This is a genomic window from Treponema medium (genome assembly GCF_017161265.1).
Taxonomy (GTDB): Bacteria; Spirochaetota; Spirochaetia; order Treponematales; family Treponemataceae; genus Treponema; species Treponema medium.
In genome coordinates, this window is the sequence record NZ_CP031393.1 from 2,640,237 (window position 1) to 2,659,289 (window position 19,053).

19 protein-coding genes are annotated in these 19,053 nt (G+C 44.7%); 9 read left to right on the forward strand and 10 right to left on the reverse strand.

Annotated elements, in window-relative coordinates:
* Positions 1–35 precede the first annotated feature (35 nt).
* Both DWB79_RS11595 and DWB79_RS11600 read right to left on the reverse strand, forming a co-directional pair.
* Entirely contained in the window at positions 36–512 is a 477-nt protein-coding gene (locus tag DWB79_RS11595) for a TetR/AcrR family transcriptional regulator (protein ID WP_016524236.1), read from the reverse strand.
* A 253-nt stretch (positions 513–765) separates the two neighbouring features.
* The gene (locus DWB79_RS11600) at positions 766–1,524 is read right to left on the reverse strand and encodes a hypothetical protein (RefSeq protein WP_040859747.1); all 759 of its coding nucleotides are present in this window, start codon (positions 1,522–1,524) and stop codon (positions 766–768) included.
* A 162-nt stretch (positions 1,525–1,686) separates the two neighbouring features.
* Between DWB79_RS11600 and DWB79_RS11605 the strand changes: the two genes are divergently transcribed.
* The gene (locus tag DWB79_RS11605) at positions 1,687–2,595 is read left to right on the forward strand and encodes an Rpn family recombination-promoting nuclease/putative transposase (protein ID WP_016524238.1); all 909 of its coding nucleotides are present in this window, start codon (positions 1,687–1,689) and stop codon (positions 2,593–2,595) included.
* A 94-nt stretch (positions 2,596–2,689) separates the two neighbouring features.
* Here the strand turns inward: DWB79_RS11605 and DWB79_RS11610 are convergent, their stop codons facing one another.
* Positions 2,690–2,872 (reverse strand): hypothetical protein, encoded by a 183-nt coding sequence (locus DWB79_RS11610; RefSeq protein ID WP_040859267.1) that lies wholly within the window; start codon positions 2,870–2,872, stop codon positions 2,690–2,692.
* Between DWB79_RS11610 and DWB79_RS11615 the strand changes: the two genes are divergently transcribed.
* Entirely contained in the window at positions 2,853–7,754 is a 4,902-nt protein-coding gene (locus tag DWB79_RS11615) for a right-handed parallel beta-helix repeat-containing protein (RefSeq protein WP_016524239.1), read from the forward strand. The genes DWB79_RS11610 and DWB79_RS11615 overlap by 20 nt on opposite strands.
* Before the next feature lie 52 nt (positions 7,755–7,806).
* Positions 7,807–8,103, forward strand: a complete 297-nt coding sequence (locus DWB79_RS11620) for a hypothetical protein (RefSeq protein WP_016524240.1) — start codon at positions 7,807–7,809, stop codon at positions 8,101–8,103.
* A 556-nt stretch (positions 8,104–8,659) separates the two neighbouring features.
* Here the strand turns inward: DWB79_RS11620 and DWB79_RS11625 are convergent.
* Complete coding sequence (locus tag DWB79_RS11625; RefSeq protein WP_016524242.1) at positions 8,660–9,547, reverse strand: Rpn family recombination-promoting nuclease/putative transposase; 888 nt, start codon at positions 9,545–9,547, stop codon at positions 8,660–8,662.
* 160 nt (positions 9,548–9,707) lie between these two features.
* Between DWB79_RS11625 and DWB79_RS11630 the strand changes: the two genes are divergently transcribed.
* The 4 genes from DWB79_RS11630 (at position 9,708) to DWB79_RS11645 (ending at position 13,183) form a co-directional block, all read left to right on the forward strand.
* Entirely contained in the window at positions 9,708–10,040 is a 333-nt protein-coding gene (locus tag DWB79_RS11630) for a four helix bundle protein (protein WP_016524244.1), read from the forward strand.
* Between the two features lie 79 nt (positions 10,041–10,119).
* Complete coding sequence (locus tag DWB79_RS11635; protein WP_206181019.1) at positions 10,120–10,659, forward strand: hypothetical protein; 540 nt, start codon at positions 10,120–10,122, stop codon at positions 10,657–10,659.
* A complete protein-coding gene (locus tag DWB79_RS11640; RefSeq protein WP_252722482.1) occupies positions 10,656–12,872 on the forward strand; it encodes an InlB B-repeat-containing protein in 2,217 nt (738 codons plus the stop codon). Before DWB79_RS11635 ends, DWB79_RS11640 begins: the two co-directional genes overlap by 4 nt.
* Before the next feature lie 107 nt (positions 12,873–12,979).
* Positions 12,980–13,183, forward strand: a complete 204-nt coding sequence (locus tag DWB79_RS11645; protein WP_016524252.1) for a four helix bundle protein — start codon at positions 12,980–12,982, stop codon at positions 13,181–13,183.
* A 223-nt stretch (positions 13,184–13,406) separates the two neighbouring features.
* Here the strand turns inward: DWB79_RS11645 and DWB79_RS11650 are convergent, their stop codons facing one another.
* The 5 genes from DWB79_RS11650 to DWB79_RS11665 form a co-directional block, all read right to left on the reverse strand.
* The gene (locus DWB79_RS11650) at positions 13,407–14,288 is read right to left on the reverse strand and encodes an Rpn family recombination-promoting nuclease/putative transposase (protein WP_016524253.1); all 882 of its coding nucleotides are present in this window, start codon (positions 14,286–14,288) and stop codon (positions 13,407–13,409) included.
* Between the two features lie 138 nt (positions 14,289–14,426).
* Positions 14,427–14,549 (reverse strand): hypothetical protein, encoded by a 123-nt coding sequence (locus DWB79_RS12220; RefSeq protein ID WP_276324598.1) that lies wholly within the window; start codon positions 14,547–14,549, stop codon positions 14,427–14,429.
* A gap of 173 nt (positions 14,550–14,722) precedes the next feature.
* Positions 14,723–15,148 carry a hypothetical protein gene (locus DWB79_RS11655; RefSeq protein ID WP_420825626.1) on the reverse strand — a complete coding sequence of 142 codons (426 nt, stop codon included), beginning with the start codon at positions 15,146–15,148 and terminating at the stop codon, positions 14,723–14,725.
* Between the two features lie 137 nt (positions 15,149–15,285).
* Positions 15,286–15,423 (reverse strand): hypothetical protein, encoded by a 138-nt coding sequence (locus DWB79_RS11660; RefSeq protein ID WP_156831523.1) that lies wholly within the window; start codon positions 15,421–15,423, stop codon positions 15,286–15,288.
* A gap of 452 nt (positions 15,424–15,875) precedes the next feature.
* Positions 15,876–16,589, reverse strand: a complete 714-nt coding sequence (locus DWB79_RS11665) for an RluA family pseudouridine synthase (protein WP_016524255.1) — start codon at positions 16,587–16,589, stop codon at positions 15,876–15,878.
* Between the two features lie 12 nt (positions 16,590–16,601).
* On the opposite strand from DWB79_RS11665, the gene DWB79_RS11670 reads away from it, so the two are divergent.
* Positions 16,602–17,813 (forward strand): hypothetical protein, encoded by a 1,212-nt coding sequence (locus DWB79_RS11670; RefSeq protein ID WP_252722483.1) that lies wholly within the window; start codon positions 16,602–16,604, stop codon positions 17,811–17,813.
* A gap of 27 nt (positions 17,814–17,840) precedes the next feature.
* On the forward strand, positions 17,841–17,975 hold the full coding sequence (locus DWB79_RS12225; RefSeq protein ID WP_276588726.1) for a hypothetical protein: 135 nt from the start codon (positions 17,841–17,843) through the stop codon (positions 17,973–17,975).
* Between the two features lie 45 nt (positions 17,976–18,020).
* On the opposite strand, the gene DWB79_RS11675 is transcribed toward DWB79_RS12225, so the two are convergent.
* Complete coding sequence (locus tag DWB79_RS11675; RefSeq protein ID WP_016524257.1) at positions 18,021–18,977, reverse strand: TraB/GumN family protein; 957 nt, start codon at positions 18,975–18,977, stop codon at positions 18,021–18,023.
* Positions 18,978–19,053: the final 76 nt, after the last annotated feature.

Consider the following 19,053-nt stretch of genomic DNA (forward strand, 5'->3'; position numbering starts at 1 on the left):
CACCCTATTTCAACTATTCCAAATTTTTTACATCGTTACGGATATATGATTTTTTGTATGCCTGCGATCAATACGGCTGATGACTGTCTTTGCAAAATAAGCAGTCCGATAATATTCGTTAATACAAAATCTGCAAAATCTTCTTCAGTGAAATCTTTCGAAAAAAGATTGTTTTTAATAGCAGTATCGGCTTGTAATATCACGAGCATTTCCTCTTTTACCAATGAAAAATATCGATACATTTTTGTCCGGGCATCATCTTTGCTTTTTCCGCTAAAGCTCATAGCGTGTGCCGTAAAAAAGTCCGGATATTTAAGCATCCCCTTTTTGATTTTTTTGAAAACTGCTTTGATGTATTCGGTAAAAGCAATACCCTGTTTGTAGTATGATTCGGTTTCAAAGATATTCTGCCAGACGCTTTCAACTGCGGCCATAATCAAGTCATCTTTTGAGCCGAAATAATTATATACCGAACCGAGTGCGATATCGCATCGTTGTGCAACTGCACGCATATTTAAAGCGCTTAGTCCCTTTTCTGCTACTATCGCTTTACATGCTTCAAGGATTTCTTCTTTCGATGTCGCCGCTGTATTGATACAAACCTCCTAAACTGAACATTGTTCATTATAAGAAGATTGCAATTTTTGTCAAGACTTGATAATAGGGGGAGTGATTTCTTCTAATCAATGCTATTATTTTTTTACAACCCGATATTCAAAAGCCGACCTCGCAACCACAAACGAAATAGAAATTTCGCAGCGCCGGTTACTCCAGCTTATATTGCAACAATAAAATTCGTAGCGCTTCTCGGTTGGCGACGCCGAAATATTTACAGGCTGCAGCCATATCTTTTTTGACCACTGAGGTGCTGACATGATAGCGATTTCCCAGCGCTTCGTAGGTTTCCCCTTGTTTAATCGAACCGAGGATGAATGCAATTTGCCGTTCCGAAAGCTCATAATCCGATAATTTTAAGGTTGAACCTTTCGGCGGCAGGGTAATGGCAGTCGTTATCGTTTCGTCCGGCAGCAAAAGATACGAAAGCTTTCCTTCGAGTTTTTGATACAGTACAACGCAGACGGTAAGCCCAAAGAGAGTTCCTAAGATTTCAAATATAACGAATGCAAATCCGAGGACAGGATAGATTGTTATAGTAACCAGCAACCAGTAGGCGCCAAGCAATATCACCTTTTTTTTCCGATTAATGGCAAATTCTCCATTAACAAAACAGATGATAATACCGATACAGAACAGCGACGTTCCGATTCCCATAAAGCCGACAAGGACGGCATTGCCTGCTTCGACAAAAAAGACGATATAGGTTAAGAGCTTTTTTTCGGGATGAATGATAAGGATAATGGAAAGACACACGCAGAAAGCATTCAGCGCAGCTTTGATCAAATTCATATACGGTATAACAGATACGTACGGAATAGCAACTTTAATATTCATTATCATTGCAAAGGTCATCATACCGGCATTTAAGATATATAACAGACGATCAGGGCTTAGTTTTTTACTCATAATCGGCAGTACCATATCAAAAATAATGCAACAATTCTAGACTTGCGATGGATAGAGGGCAATCGCAAGAGGAAATGGAAAAAGCACCCAGCTTTTGAGACATCTCCTATTTCCTGCCATTTTGCTTCGAAAGTCGTATAAGGACTGTAGGAGGTGTGAAAAATGAATGACACACAGACACTTACGCTCACAAATGACTATCTGTTTAAACTCTTGCTCGGCTCGGAAGAAAATAAAGTCTGCTTGCAAGACTTTCTTGAATGCGTACTGGATATGCCAACAGGCATAATTACAGACCTTGAACTGCTGGACAAAGAACTTACCAAAGATGAACTCACCGATAAAACGGGAATTCTTGATGTCAAGCTTCGTTTAACCGATGGAACAACTATCGACATTGAGATTCAAAACTCTTGGTCTGCCGAATTTATTCCTCGTACACTGTTCTACTGGTCTAAAATGTATATCGAGGGTTTTAAAGAGGGAGAACCGTATATCAGTTTGGATAAGTGCATTACTATTAACCTCATTTCACAAGGATTTAACCGAAGTAGTGAGCTGCATTCTGCCTACAGTTTATTGGAACAAAAAACATATAAGCCGCTTACCGATTTAATGGAGATACATTTTCTCAGCCTATCGGCAGCACGAAAGTTCGAAATACAGAAAGACCCTATCGAAAAACGGCAAAAACTGATAAACTGGTTACGATTTATAGCGACTGATGATAAGGAGGAGCGAGCAATGTTAGCAACAACATCACCCATATTGCAAATGCTGAACGAAAAAGTAGACGTTCTCAGTTTGACCCCCGAAGAACGGAAGCTTTATGAATCGCGGATGAAGCTGAAAAGCGACATAGCAACTATCTCAGAGGTTCAATTCAAGTCAGGTCTTGCAGAAGGTAAATCGCTCGGTCTCGCTGAAGGCGAAGCTCGCGGTTCCCGTCAAGCAAAGCTCGAAACAGCAAAGAATCTTCTCCAATTTGGCGGTTTATCCATTGAAAATATCGCACAAGCGACCGGGCTTTCAAAAGCAGAGGTGGAAGCAATTCATAATTATGAATTATGAATTATGAATTATGAATTTTCCCTGTAACCATGGTTCTTTTTAAGCAACTATGGTTCTTTTTCATTAAAAATGCTGGCTATATAGAGAAATTCTGCTATTCTATAGTGGGAATATTCTGTGTTAATTCTTTTACATCATCAATCAACATCACAATAACGCAGATTATATGTACGCTTATATGTACGCTACCGCGTACCAATTCAGCATCCTCAAAAATTGACATTTTGTTCGGTTGCTGAATTTTAGGGAGACTTTTTATGCGTAAAGCTTTTATCATTTTAACCGGAATACTGTTTACTCTTTTGTTTGCAACATGTAAGCAGTTTACCGCAGATATAGACGACTATTTGAGTCGTTGGTCTACCGAGGCCTTTATTCTGAGCTCGACTATAGACAAGAAAACCTATAATGATGGAAGCAGTATCCCAAGTGTCGCCTCTGCAAACGATGTTACCGTTACGCTGAAAGTACAGAATCACAAGTCGTTCCAGTTTATTATGCCGTCAGCGTCCGAAACAAGAAATATCGTTGAGTTTGCTCATTTTGCCGGGACAAAACCCGCAGTCAGTGCCGATTATGAACTGAAACAGCTTACAGCGGATACATTGCAGCTTGTATATAAAGCTGATTTTTTGAAAAACTCCGAATGGGGCGAAAAAGATGTCTCGTCTACCATCACCCTGTATGCCGATGACGGACGGCCGCCGTTTAAACAAACATTTACCGTTCCTCTTAAAGCGAATACGCCGCCTCCGCTTCCTACTTTTACGGTTGCAAAGACAACCGATTCACCTGCTTATTATGTACTGTGCATCAAGGTGCCGGATATGGATAAGACGGTGCCGGGCGGGCTTTTGCATAAAGACCTTGCCCGTATTGAGGTCAACGGAGCACCCTATATGTTTTCGGTTAATGAAGCGCAAACCGCATTTACCAAACCGGAAGCTGATGTCTTTATTACGCATTCCGATGTAGAAAAACTGAATGAGCCGGACGCCGATGATGTTCCCGCCGATAGCAGCTGGGTACTGTACTATAAAACCGATGTTGAAGTGAAAGACGGCGCTGCAAAAAAAGACTATACGATTAAATTGATAGACGAAAAAGGCTTAGTTTCCGGCATTGTGAACGCAAGTACAAAACCGAATAAAGCAGAAACGGAAATTGTCACCATCACAAAGGGAACAAAGATTTCAGGAAGCGGCAGCGAATCCGATCCGGCTATTATCGGTACCGATAGTACCGGAGCGGTATTAAGCGTATCCTCCGCAACGGCAAATACGACGGTGCACTGCACGGTAAGCGAGATAGGCGGTTCAACGCCGGTAAAGTATGACGGTAATCCCGTTGACGTACCGCTTCCGTTAAACGGCTTAGGTGAAAAGAAATACAAGCTGGAGTATTACACGGACGGCGAAGGCTTTGTGGCAACGCCGGTACAGACGGTTTATTATAAGGTTGTAAAAAGACACACGGTAACCTTTAACGTAGTAGGCGGAAACGGAAGTCTTGAAGGAAAGTACGGCTCAGATCAACAAACGGCAACAACAAGCCCCGTAACCTTGACAGTACCGCACGGATATTCGGTAACCTTTACCGCAACACCGGCAGATTCAACCCACTACAAGGTAGGAGACTGGACTTGTACGCCTTCGGAAGGCTTTACAGGGGCAAGTGGAAACCCGACTGCCACGCTTACCGTAACGGCAGACACAACTGTAAGTGTGCAGTTTGTACAGCTTAATGCCTTGACCCTGAGTAGACTTGAAATACACGGAAAAGACGCTTCCGCCGGTTCCGTTACGCTGCCTTATACCGTAACTCAAGTGAAGAAAGAGGATATCAGTCTTGCGTTTAGCGGACAGACGGGGATTAACTTTACTATAAGCCCACAGCTGCTTAATTTAACGGAGGGAATCCCTCAAAGTATTACCATAAACGTTGCAGCAAGCCAGGGCAATTATCCTGCGTGGTCAAAAACGGTAAGCATAACCCGTGCGAAAAACAACGTTGCAAAGTTACGGAGCTTTACGCTTAACGGAGAAACCAAAACTGCGGCTTCCGATGGTTCTTTTGCGAGTGAATACGAGGTTGCGTCCGATAAGGCAGAAGTAAAGGGCTTTAGCTTTGCCGACGGCAGCACAGGCGCAACAGCAAGCGTAAGTCCTGAAGGAAAAGTATCCATTCCCGAAGATACGGGGAAAACCTTTACAATCACGGTAAAAGCTCAAGACGGTACGCAAAGCACCGTAGAATTTACCGTAAAGCGCAAAAAATACAAGGTTGATTACAGCGTAGAAATCGTAGACGGAAAAGCGGGAGGAACAATTGCAGCCGGAACAAATGGGCAAACGACGGACAGCACCGTTTCGGTTACGCACGGGGGTTCGGTAACCTTTACCGGGCGACCCGCTACAGGAGACTGGAAAGTTGCAGGCTGGACGGTTTCTTCGGGTTCTTTTGAATCGAACCCCGGTACCAGCACTACAGCAACCCTTTCCAACGTAACCGAAGCTAAAACCGTAACGGTGAAGTTTTACCAATCGACCTTAAAGAATCCGGCAACGTGGAAAGACCTTGCGCGTGCGGTTAAAAGCGCACCCGATAACGCTACTCTTACCATAAACGGTCAAATACAGGCGACAGATGTCGCGAACGATGTGAGCAGAATTAAGGTCCAAAAAAACCTTACCATAAAAGGCGAAAACAACGCCGTTTTGAACGCACTCGGCAAGAAGGGCATCTTTGATGCGTATAAAACACTCACCCTTCAAGACATAACGCTTACAAATAGTACACTGTCCGGCAGCTACTCAGGCGGCGCCGGCGTATACGTAAATCCGTCCGGTACACTCATTATGGAAGGCTCAAGCGTTATTACCGACTGCTCGGCGGCGAATTCCGGCGGCGGCGTGTATGTAGGCGGCGGAACCTTTGAAATGCACGGCACAAGCGCTATCACCGGCTGCACGGCAAGTAAAGGCGGCGGCGTTTATGTAAGCGGCGGAACCTTTAAAATGCAAGATTCCGCAATCGTTACTCCGTCAACCTCCGGCGATACGGACAAGCCGGGCAAAAACGACGTGTATTTGGAGGACGGAAAGACGATAACGGTTGACAGCATTTTGTCAAACGCGCACGCAGCACGTATTACGCCGGAATTGTACAAGAAACAGACAGTGCTTAAAGCTGGTTCCGGCGTAACGCTCAAATATGAGGTAGGTAAATTCACGGTAACGCCTGATGGCAGCGATACGTGGAAAATAGATTCCGAGGGAAAACTCACACTGTATGAGGCAACCATCAAAGGCTCTCCTTCTTCCAACGATGCGTGGAAAAAGTTGAAACAAGCCGTTGCCAATGCTTCTGACGGCAGCACCATCACCATAGACGGTGAAATAAAGGCGACGAACGATGCCGAAAACAACGGCGAAATCGTTATCAACAAAAACCTGACAATTAAAAGGGCGACCGGCGCATCATCTGCCGTGATCGACGCGAACAAAGACACAGGCAGTAAACCGAAGCACCGCATTTTCAAGGTGGAGAGCGGCAAAACGCTTACCCTTAAAAACCTTACGCTCAAAAATGGTATGGCTGAGGGACCCGATGGACCCGGCGACGGAGGTGCAATTTACGTACATGGCGCAAGTGTCAACATAACAAACTGCACCCTTACGAACCACACGGCGAACAAGAATGGCGGCGCAGTGTATGCAACAAAGCGCGACAATAATGCCGCGCGCGTAACAATCAGCGGCGGTTTCATCAACGGCAACATGGTAACCATCAACTCTGGCTTCGGCGGCGGCATCTATATCAACGATGGCTGTAAATTGACGCTTACAGGCGGCGTAGAGGTTAACAACAACAAGGCCGCGAGGGGCGGCGGTGTGCGTGCAAACAACTCAGACGTTATCATGAACGGCTGCACCTTTGAGGGCAATAAATCGACACACGGCGACGCGTCAGACGGCTGCGGCGGGGTGTATGTCAACGGGGGAACCGTCAGCATGAAAAACTGTATTCTTAAGAACAACGATGGAAACGTGAGGGCTGGCGGCCTGCTGATCGAGGGGGGCGCAACGGTTACTATGAAAGACTGCACCCTTACGGGCAACACGGCGACCACAGGCGGCGGCATCTATATCACCGGAGGCAGCAGCATCGTAACGCTTAACAACGGCGTACAGATTAAGGACGACAACACGGCGACCACAGGAGGCGGCGTTTATGTACAGGACGGCACCTTTAAGATGAGCGGCTCCGCAGTCGTTACGCCCGCTACCGGATCAGAGGCGAATAGTAAGGGTAAAAACGACGTGTATTTGAAGAGCGGACAGGCGATAACCGTTGACGGAACTTTGTCAAACAATCCCGCAGCGCGCATTACGCCGGAAAGCTACACTGAAGAACAGCAAGTGCTTAACGGCAGCGAAGTCGGATCTGAATACTATAAGTTTGAGGTAACGCCGGAAAGCAGCACGGCCGAATGGGTAATAAAAAGCGACGGATGTTTGAAAAAAGCCAAAGACGTCGTAAGCAGCTCATCGGCGACCCCATGGAAGGATCTTAAAACGGCCATTACCAGCGCTCATGACGGCGATATTATCGTTATAAACGGCGAAATCAAAGCCACAGACGCTCCTGACAACTATGGCGGAATAACCATCAACAAAAGCATCACGATAAAGGGCAAAAACAAGGATACTGCCATTCTTAATGCAAACAAAAACGAAAATGGCAAATTCCCACACTATATCTTTTTCGTGAACGGGGGTAAAACGGTCACTCTCCAAAACCTGACGCTCACAGGTGGTATTAACGGCAAGGGCGGTGCAATTCACATAGGTGCATCGACTCACGGCAGCACAGTCAAGATGATAAACTGTATTATTAAAGACAACGCGGCAACTGGCGACGGTGGCGGCGGCGTATATATAGGCTCAAATGGAACCTTTACGATGGACGGCGAAAGCAGCAGCATAACCCGTAACTTCGTTAATGGTACTGGTACAGGTTTTGCTGTATACATTGACGATGAGGGAACTTTTAACTGGATAAAGGGTTCCATTAGCAATAATGGAGGCAGTGATAAAGCTGTGCATAAGGAGCCGGATGGAGAATTTAACAATCCTGAAAATTATACGGCATACTAAGGGAGCACTCCTTGGCGGCTGAGCGGAGGTAATGAGCAGCGGAGTGTTCACTATGAAAGGCTCCGCAACCGTTACCCCGTCAACCGGAGGAGACGCAAACGAGCCCGGCAAAAACGACGTGTATTTGCCAAGCCCCCATGGCAAGATAACCATTGTCGGCGAGTTGACTCCCGTAGGCGGCACGGCGGCGCGCATCACGCCGGACCGGTATGAGACGACACAACAAGTGCTTGCCGACGCTATAACAACCGGCACACCGGAAAACTACAAAAAGTTTATAGTAACGCCGCCGAACGACAGCGAGCTGTGGGAAATAGACAGCAACGGCTGTTTGAAGCGGGCTCCGTAAAGCGCAGAGAAACACACAAAGTTTCAGTTAAGGCGACAGTCGGTATAAACACCGGAAGCCGCCTTACTTTTTTAGGTGGAATTATCATCATAGACGGGGAAATTAAGGCGACCGGCGGAGACGTTTTCCGGGTTTTAAGGGGAAAAATGGTTGAAAACGGCACATCCTGTTCCGTTGTCAACTTGAGGGGGTGTCGAAAAACTTTAGTTTTTGGACAGCTTCCTTAGATTTAACTGCGATGTTTAAAATTAAGTCATTGCTGCACAAAGACTTAATTTTAAACTCGTCGGGGATGTCGAGAAAGTAACCAACTTTTGAGACATCCCCATCGATTACTTAACACTTTTCCGTCATCCGTGGCGGATTCCTACGGCAGGAAGGGGGGAGGGATAATTTTTAATTAAGATTTCAAGGGGGCTATGTTATAATAAAAGACGAGGAGGCTTATTATGCCTACAATGACTATGACACATAAAGCATATCGGGAATTGGAGCAGGCTGCGCAAATGAGCGGAGCAACCAAAGATACCGTAAAATGATAATTGATAATTGATAATTATGAATTACCAATTGATTCGACCTCTTCTTGGGTAAGGCCGGTCATTAAGCAAATTTCTGCTACAGGATAAGCACGCTGACGCATAAGTCGTGCCGTTTCAAGCTTTGCTTGGCGCGAACCTTGAGCGAGACCGAGGGATTTACCTTCTGCAAGCCCCATATCAAAACTTTCTTCCCGTTGTACTGCTATGTCGGTATCATAATCATACTCACCTATTAACATGTTCAACACCTCCTTCGATTTTCGTTGTAAGTATTCCCGTAAAATATCGTTTTGTATACATTCTTTGATTGCTTTTTCAAACCCGTGTTCCTTATCGACAGCAATATTGCGGCGTACGGCATCAACAAACAAGCTGTATTGTTTCAGCGGCTTGCAGCGCTCAAGTATTTCACTTGCTTTATCATAATTGATATTAACCACTTTTACGGATAATTCAAGGGCATATTCATTATGTTTTTGAGTGAATGAATCTGATAATTTTAAGAGCGAATCACCGCGATATGGTTCTTTTCCGTTATAAAATATATAAAACTCCGGTGTTGGAATAGCTAACTGTTTACGGCTATATTTTTCTTTTGACTTATAAAACTGTTCGTATAAGCGAGCAATATATTCAAGGCATCTGATTGGCATATTGGGATTTATGGTCGACTGATGTTCTGCCAGCACGATAATCTTATTGTCAACGAGATACGATACATCGTTAGCGAAACTCATATAGAGTACTTGTTTAAGCCGTATGTTTTTCAAAATAGTGGTAGATTGGTAATCAGTACCGTGCAGCGCGTTATATAGCGATAAAAAATTAGCTTTCGCGGTTTTGTCTGTACTGAATAGGTCGACAAAGACAGAATCTTTGTATCGGCGATTGTGTTTCTTCATAGTAGGTTCCTCCATAAGGCATATATAACTACTTATAGAGCACGGATGAAGAAATGGCTAACAAAATGGAGATAATTCATCATTTTTTGATAAAAATTGAAACGGAGGGGAAAACAATTCAGAATTATGAATTACACATTATCAATTACAAATTGACAATGTGATTGTTGATAAATCAAAGGCGTTTGCGTTGAAGGTCATCGCCTTGTACAAAAAGCTCTGCGATACGAACCGTGAGTTTGTTATGTCAAAACAGCTTTTAAAAAGCGGAACGAGCATCGGAGCAAACATTAAAGAAGCCCAGCAAGGACAAAGCAAGGCAGATTTTTATGCAAAGCTCTATATCTCGCTCAAAGAGGCAAGCGAAACGGAATATTGGCTGGAGCTTTTACATGAAAGCGGATATATCGGTGAAGAAGAGTTTTCTACAATCTACCAAGACTGCCAAGAAATTATCAAGCTCCTCGTCGCTATAACGAAACACAGGAGGTAATTGATAATTGGTAATTATGAATTATGAATTATGAATTGCACATTACACATTACCAATTAGTTATCGGGAGCATTGATGTATGAAGAAAAATTATGTAAAAACAGCGCTCTGTGCGCTGGTATTTTTGAGCGCTTCCCTTCTTTTTGCTCAAGAGGTTGAGGATGAACCTAAGAGAGAAAAAGACGGCCTTCATTGGTCTTTGGGTCTTTCGGCGGAAGGGAATATGAATGTACCGAAAGGCTCTGCCTTGGGTGCAGGGCTGTACGGGCTGTTTGTATTGCCTGATTGGGTAAAGGCCGGCAGGTTTTCAGCCGGTGTAAAGCTCTTGTATTCGACGGGATTTAAAAGATACGGACTTCTTGATACGGCTGTTTTGTTCCGCTGGAACTTCTATGATTTTGCAAAGTTTAAAACCTGCGATTCAGGCTTTTTTGTTCAGGCGGAAGGAGGTGTTTCCTTAGGCTGGAACGGAAAGGCCGCAAAACCCTTTGTATTCGGTTTGGGAGAAGGAACATTCGGCTACCGCTTTGCAGTAAAAAACTTTTTTATCGAACCCTATATAAGAGGCGGCTATCCGGTAATCTGGGCTGCCGGAGTAAGCGGAGGATTTAGAATATGAAAAAGAGGAAAGCTCGGATTTTAGTTTCATTTTTGGCGGTACTTTTGGTATCGGTTTCCGCTTGTAAAAACCCGTTTTTAAAAAAGATGCTGGTTGAAGAGGAAAAGGGTGAAAGTTCTGCGGTTTCCAAACACACGGTAACTTTCAGCGTGGAAGGCACCGGCGGAACGCTTAAAGCAAAGGCGAACGGTGTAGAGGAAACGGCGAAGAGTCCCATAAGCATTGAACAGGGTAAAAAGGTAACTTTTACGGCAGAGCCTGCCGCAGGCTACATGATAAAAGAGTGGAAAGTAGACGGCGCCGTTATTACAGGCAACACGGAAAATTCATATATCCATACCGTTACAAAAGCGGTTGACGTTAAAGTGAGCTTTGAAGCGCTCCCGCCCGGCAAAGCCTCGTATACGGTAAAACACTATCGGGAAAAACCGGAAGGCGGTTATCCTGCAGAGCCTGCGGAAAGGGAAATCTTAAACGGTACCGTGGGAGCAGATGCCGCATACACGGCGAAAATCTACGAAGGCTTTACCTATAATTCAAGCCTTACCAAAATAAACGGAACCGTACAAACGAGCGGCACGATAAGCGCCGACAACGCTACCGCCGTAGAACTCTATTATGAGCGAAAGACGGTAAACGTAACCTTTAAACTTGCAGGCGGCACCGTAGACGGCAATACGGATGATATTGTAAAAACGGGCAAATACGGAACAGACTTGACGGTTCCCGCTCCCGTAAAAACGGGCGCCGTTTTTAAAGGATGGGAACCTGCGCTGCCTTCATCTCCCCTTTTCCCCGCAGCCGATACGGAATACACTGCGAAATGGCAGAACGTCTATACGATTAACTTCAGCGTAGAAGGCAGCACAGGCGGCGCACTGAAAGCCGAAGTTGACGGCAATGAAATCACTACGGGCGATTCAGTCGAACAGGGTAAGTCTGTTGTCTTTACGGCCGAACCTGCTCCTGATTATGTGGTTGAACAGTGGACAAACGGCGGCACAGTTATCGCCGAAGCCGGCATGGATACAAGCTATACTTACACCGCAACGGCAGATGCGGACATCAAAGTGAAGTTTCAATCACTCTTTGTCGAAGGCGGTGCCTCGCTCATCTTAAGCCCCGATAAGCTTGACATCACGGTTAAGGTAACAACAGCCGATAACTCCTCCGTTACGGTAGAAGGCTGTACCGAAACAACACTTACAAGCGGCGCCGAAACCGTGCTGCATGCAAAAGGCAGAAAGGTCATCCTCAAAGGCAACATCACTGCGCTGGAGTGCCGCTACAATCGGCTTACCGCTCTTAACGTGCAGGGCTTAACCGCCTTGCAAGGGCTGTACTGCGGCGACAATCAACTCACCGAACTTAATGTGCAGGGCTTAACCGCTTTGCAAGGGCTGCAGTGCGGCGGTAATCAGCTTACCTCTCTTGACGTGCAGGGCTTAACTGCTTTGAAAGAGCTGTGGTGCAACGGCAATCAGCTCACCGCACTTAACGTGCAAGGCTTAACCGCTTTGCAAAGGCTGCACTGCGGCAACAATCAGCTTACCGCCCTTAACGTGCAGGACTTAACCGCCTTGCAAGAGCTGAACTGCGCCTACAGTCAGCTTACCGCCCTTAACGTGCAGGACTTAACCGCCTTGCAAGAGCTGAACTGCTACTCCAATCAGCTAACCGCCCTTAACGTGCAGGGCTTAACCGCTTTGCAAGAGCTGCAGTGCGGCGGCAATCAGCTTACCGAACTTAACGTGCAGGACTGTACCGCTTTGCAAGAGTTGATCTGCAGCAGCAATCAGCTCACCGCGCTTAACGCGCAGGGCTTAACCGCTTTGCGATGGCTGTACTGCGGCAGCAATCAGCTTACCGAACTTAACGTGCAGAGCTTAACCGCTTTGAAAGAGCTGTGGTGCCACGACAATCAGCTTACCACACTTAACATACAGGGCTTAACTGCTTTGCGAACGCTACGCTGCTACAACAATAAGCTCACCGCACAAGCCTTTACCAAACTCTTTGACGATTTACCGGCGCGGCAGGATAGTGATGCGGCGATGTGTGTTCTTTACACCGAATACACCGGTGTTACCGAAGGCAATCACACGGACTTTACCGCTCCGCCGGATTTAGCCGCAGCCTTTAATAATGCGAAAACGGTAAAGAAGTGGAAGATGTATAAGATGAATGGAAGCTGGTCATGGGTTGAGATTTAATGGAATTGGTAATTACAATGGATAATTGGTAATTGGTAATGGGTAATTATGAATTATGAATTACACATTACCAATTACAAATTGATTACACATTACAAATTGATAAAATGAAAACTGACAATGTGATTGTTGATAAATCAAAGGCGTTTGCGTTGAAGGTAATCGGCTTGTACAAAAAGCTTTGCGATACGAACCGTGAGTTTGTTATGTCAAAACAGCTTTTAAAAAGCGGAACGAGCATCGGGGCAAACATTAAAGAAGCCCAGCAGGGACAAAGCAAGGCGGACTTTTATGCAAAGCTCTTGGGATAAAGGCGGGTTCTTAGGGTGATAACCCTAAGCGGTTATTTTGAAGATAGGAAGGGTTGAAGGGGAGGAAAGACTCGCATTAGCAGTAAATCAGTTTGCCATACATACTATTTAACAAACGGGTTCGAATCTGCTAATACGTAAATACCCATTTACACAATTTTTCGGATAGACTCTGCCGAATCAGAAATTGGGCCGAAAAAAGTGTCTTTCCTCCCCTTAGCAATTAGTTAAGCGATTCCACTTCGGCTTGGGTAAGACCGGTTGCTTGCGCTATCTTTTCCCGAGAAAGCCCAAATTGCAGAAGATTTTTTGCCGTTTCAAGCTTTGCTTGATGGGAACCTTGAGATAGTCCTTGAGATATTCCTTTGGCAAAGGCTATTTTTCCTGCTTCTTCTCTCTGTACTGCAATATCTGTGTCATAATCATATTCGGCGATTAACATATTGATCACCTCCCGTGCTTTTCTCTGTAAGTATTCTTTTAATATTCCTTTTTCTATACATATCTTTACCGCATTGGTAAAGCCGTTTTCAGGGTCGAGTTGTGTTTGAAGTCTCACCTCTTCAATAAACAAACTGTATTCATCTAAGGTTTTGCAACGGCTCAATACTTCTGCTCCCTTGCTTTTGTTTATGTTATATACCTTTACCTCAAGGTCTAACGGTATCCGTTCAGGTTTTGTAATAAAAGCATCGGATAGTTTTAACACTGTAGTTTCAGGGTAGTCGTTTAATCCGTTATAGAAGACATAGAACTCAGGTGTCGGGATTTTTGATAACGTTCGTAAATATCGGTCGGTTGGTTTTTGAAGCTTTTCATACAATCTTGCTATATATTGCAAAAAGCGTAATGGCATGTTCTCGTTTATGGTAGATTGGTGTTCAGCAAGGACGATAATCTTATTATCTACAAGGCAGGAAACATCGTTGACAATATTCATGTACATGACATTATCAAGCTTTATGTTTTCTACCGGACAGGAAAGCTGAAGGTTTGTTCCGTGTAAAGCATTATACAGCGATAAGAAGTTTTCTTTTGCCTTTTCATCTTCACTGAATAGGTCAACAAATACCGAGTCTTTATATTTTCTGTTTGCAGTAGACATAGCGATTCCCTCTCACTGACTGCATTATAGCATAGATTATAGGATTTTGAAATGGACTGTTCTATGTCTTTGTGCACTTCGCGGCTTAGCGGTTAGATTTCGGGAAGGAAGAAGCGATTATTAATGGGCAATTACACATTACCCATTACAAATTGCTTCCACTTCGGCTGTGGTTAGACCGGTTGCTTGCGCTATTTTTTCTCGCGAGAGACCGAGTTGTACTGCTATGTCGGTATCATAATCGTATTTACCTATTAACAATGTTTATTACCTCCTCTCTTTTGCAAATAGGCGGTATATCTGCGTTGTCGCTTCACAAAAAACAGTCCTCGGCGTACAACAAGTACGCCTGCGGGTGTTTTTTGTACGCTCCTAGCATCTATACCGCCTATTTGCAAAAGTCATTTCAGTACCGCCACGGATGGCGGTGGTTCTCAACAGTAGCAAGTTTGATATACAAACTTGCCATCTATCGATGTACAAGGACGTACATCGATAGAAAGGCATTCTTTAATTGCTTTTTCAAACCCATGTTCCTTATCGACAGCAATATTGCGGCGTACGGCATCAACAAACAAGCTGTATTGTTTCAGCGGCTTGCAGCGTTTAAGTATTTCACTTGCTTTATCATAATTGATATTAACCACTTTTACGGATAATTCAAGGGCATACTCATCATGTGTTTGCGTGAATGAATCTGATAATTTTAAGAGCGAATCACCGCGATATGGTTCTTTTCCGTTATAAAAGACATAAAACTCCGGCGTTGGGATAGCTAACTGTTTACGGCTATACTTTTCTTTTGACTTATAGAACTGCTCATACAAACGAGCGATGTATTCAAGACATCTGATTGGCATATTGGGATTGATATAGTCGACTGATGCTCTTCTTTTGAAAATATACGACACATCTACTGCGTCGTACGGCAAAAAAGTGTCCTCAACGTATTAAAATACGCCTGCGGTACTTTTTTGCCTAGCTCCTTGTATCTGCATCATCTCTTTTCAAAAGGCATTTCAGGAGCGGCAAGGATGCCGCTGGTTCCATGCAGAAGCGATGTTTTTGCTGGGCAAAAACTCGTAGCCCAAGCCGGTACACGGATGTATCGGCTTGAGCAGTTGTGTTTTTTCATAGTATGTTCCTCCATAGGCATATATAACTACTTATAAAGCACGGATACAAAAATGGCTAACAAAATGGAGATAATTCATCGTTTTTTGATAAAAACTGAAACTGAGGTACTGCAAGAACGTAGGGAGTAATAAAAGACAACAGCGCTGCTTACGGCGGTAGTGTTTAACAAAAAGCCCAGTAATACTACTGCTACAGAGAGAATACTCCCGCGGCAACCGCATCAAAAGTATTTTGATGCGGTTGTCTTCCTGCTGTGCGGAAACCGATTATGAATTATGAATTATGAATTATGAATCGACCCATCAGGAGCAAAGCTAAGAGGGGGATGACTACGATGATACTTTCATCAACTGATGGACATCCCTGTTCATCAGTTGATGGCGAATTTAGCCATTGCACTGTTACTGTACCACTCCGCGGATTGCGAATCAGTTTTTAGACAACCCCCTATTAGCATATCAATATACCTTCCCCTATCAGCATATCAATCGCCGCCTGTATATGTTCGGGTGTCGGCACAGTGAAAAGGTGAAGTTTGCCGCCGATGGGAAAACTTAGGCGATATGCGCAAAGCTGAAGCTTTTTAATGTGGGCGGTTTTCCAAAGCTGTTTATTTAATGCAAAGTTTCCGTGCTTGTCATCGCCGATAATCGGGCAGCCGATACCGGCAAGGTGAATACGGATTTGGTGCATTCTGCCGGTATGCAACCGGACGGAGAACAAGCTGTATGCGTCCGTACCTGCAAGCAGTTTGTACGCACTTGAGGCAGGCTTCGGCGTGCCGTTTTCCATAACCGGCATATCGATAAGGCCTTCCTTCGGAATGGGTTTCAGTGTTTTCTTATTTACAGAATGTTCAAAACTGCCGAAGCATAATGCAAGATATTCCTTTTCGACCACTCGCGACTCAAACAAGGTGCGGCACGAACGGGCGGCGGCGGCGCTTTTCGCCGTTACCAATAAGCCGGAGGTCTCTTTATCAAGCCGATGTACGGGGAATATTTCAATTCCAAGCTGCTTGCTTAAAATCTCGGTAAGGCACACAGAAATGTGCGCTCCACCCTGTACCGGAATGCCGTAAGGCTTATTAACGATACAAATCGCCTCGTCCTCGTATACAATCGGAATGGATTTCTTTACAATATTTTGTTGATTATTGTGCATAGTGGGGAGTATATGATGAATCGGAAAAAAATTCAGCACTTGTTATGTTTCATTCTTTTATCGTTTTGTATCGGCTATCCGCTTCGGGCGGAGCTGGTCAGCAATCCTTCGTTAGGCTATACATTGGATTTACCGGAGGGATTCAGGCAGGTGAATTCTCGGGATAATTCCCGCTACCTTTATCAAAATACGATTATCCCTGTCGGATTACAGGTTGCGCTCTACCCATATCAACAGTTCGGTACGGTAACCGCTGCGGCGGAACATATTTTTTCTCAACTGAAAGCGCAGAAAAAGGCGATACAATTTTTGATGCAGGGCAACCCCGCACTCGTTGCAAACCTTCAATTTACACAGCAAAACCAAAAACAAGCTGGCTGGCTTTTGGTGCAGCCGCTCGCCGAACAAAAGGGGTGGCTGGTTGTCCTAACGACGACGCAGGCAGAAAAAGCGCAGGAATATGAGCCGATGATGATTTCCTGTTTGGATGCGGTGTTCATCAGTCGTCAGTCCTTTTTTGAACCCGGGCCGATGATTCAAGCGGTATATCCCAAAGAAGGGACGGTAAAAAAAGAAGTACTCTTTAACGGAAAAAAACTTTCCGTCCATTTTGATCGCTCCGATTCCGAAGCGAATCAAGCAGTAATAGATCGTGAGTTTGCCCTGTTGACCCGCTACCTCAATTCCCCGCTGCAGCAAAAAGCATGGCAGCGCTATTACCGGATGATTTACCGCGACAGTATTGCCCGCTGCCGCCACCTTGCATTGATGCTGGAAAAAGAATTAATCGAAGTGGACAAAGAAGGAAAAATGCCTGCTGCGGAAACTATCGCTGCTTCCCTGCTTGAGTGGATGCAGAACTTTACCTACACAAGGGATGAAAGCGGAGCAGACTTTCTCAATATCCCGGCCGTGTGCAGCGACCGGAGCGGCGATTGCGACAGCCGCGCACTGTTGATGTCCGTACTATTACAGCATTTCAATATCGATTCAATCTTGATGATTGCGCCGGAACAAAAACACGCAGTTGCAGCCGTTGATTGCACCGGCGAAGGAGCACGCTTTACGCACAATGGCAAACGCTATCTGATTGCGGAAACGACAGCAAAGGTCGCGCTCGGACAAATCGCACAAGACCTTGCCGATTCCCGCCTCTGGTTCGCCGTTGATTGGTACGTTCCCCCTGAACGGGACGAGTACGGCTTCGGTAAGAAGAAGGAATAATCATCCCCACAAAGTAACTATACGGGGATGAAAAACATTCCTGAACGATGCCATCCGTGGCAAGTTCAAAAATTGACGTCCTTGTCAATTTTTGAACGCGAGTTTTTTGCTCAAGCAAAAAACATCGCTGCTGCATGGAACCACCGCCGTCCGTGGCGGTAGATGAAGGGCGGGTATTAAACCCTCCGCACGAATAAACCTTGTTTTTTACTCAAGCATATTCTTCTTCCGCATAATTTCAAAAACGTTTGACTTTCCAAGGAAGTGTGCAGTACCGGCAAAAACGAACGTATTGCCGCCTTCGCGCAGGTATTCATCGAATTTCTGCGCCCATATCCGGTTCCGATCGGTCAACAGTGTATCGATATAAGCTTGCGCCTTTTTTTCAGAGAAAGAAGACGGTACATTCAAAAGTAATTCGACCAGCAACGCTGAAAGCTCTTTCCGATTATTACTCAGATAAAAATCCCGAATCCTATGCATTTCTTCAATACTCTTATCAATATCTCGCAATGCTTGTATGGAATCCTTTAATAGAGCAAGTTGCTCTTCAAAAGTACCGTACGATAACACTGCAAGCTGCTGCTCTGCCGTATCGAGCGCTGCAATTTTTTTATTTTCAGCCCGCTGCATCAAATACATATCAATACCGTCTCCGGCATTTAACCCTGCTTTATTCATTAAAAGCTGCGCTAAGACCGTGTTCAAAATCCACGGATTAAATAAGGCAAGCTGATGCACCGTATCATCACCAATCGTTTCATAGAGGAAAGCAAGATCTTCCTCTGATAAGACTTTAAGCAAACTCTTTTTGGGATCGGCATTTATATTCTTCATGATAACGGTTTGCAACTTTCCGGTGAATGCATCCAGTTCTGCCTTACCGCCGATTTCACTTACTAAGCGGTCAGCTTTATCGAATGCACGGAGCACGTTCTTTTCAAGCGGATAAAAACTTTTATCAGCAACATGAACGGTTCCCAGCACATAGACGGAACCTTTATTACCCTTTATCTCCCAAAAAAAACGTTCGGGGTGTTCTATCAGTACCGGTTTCGATAATTCAGCATGACGTTTAGCCTGTTCCGTAGTCGTACAGGCAGTAAGCAAAATGCCCAGCATGAGAAGTGGGACTATCTTTTTTAAATATTTATGAATCTTCATACAATCCTCCTATCAAAACAATAATAGTTTTTTGCATTTTCTACTAGAGGACTTATATCCGAAGAGAGGGATAAAA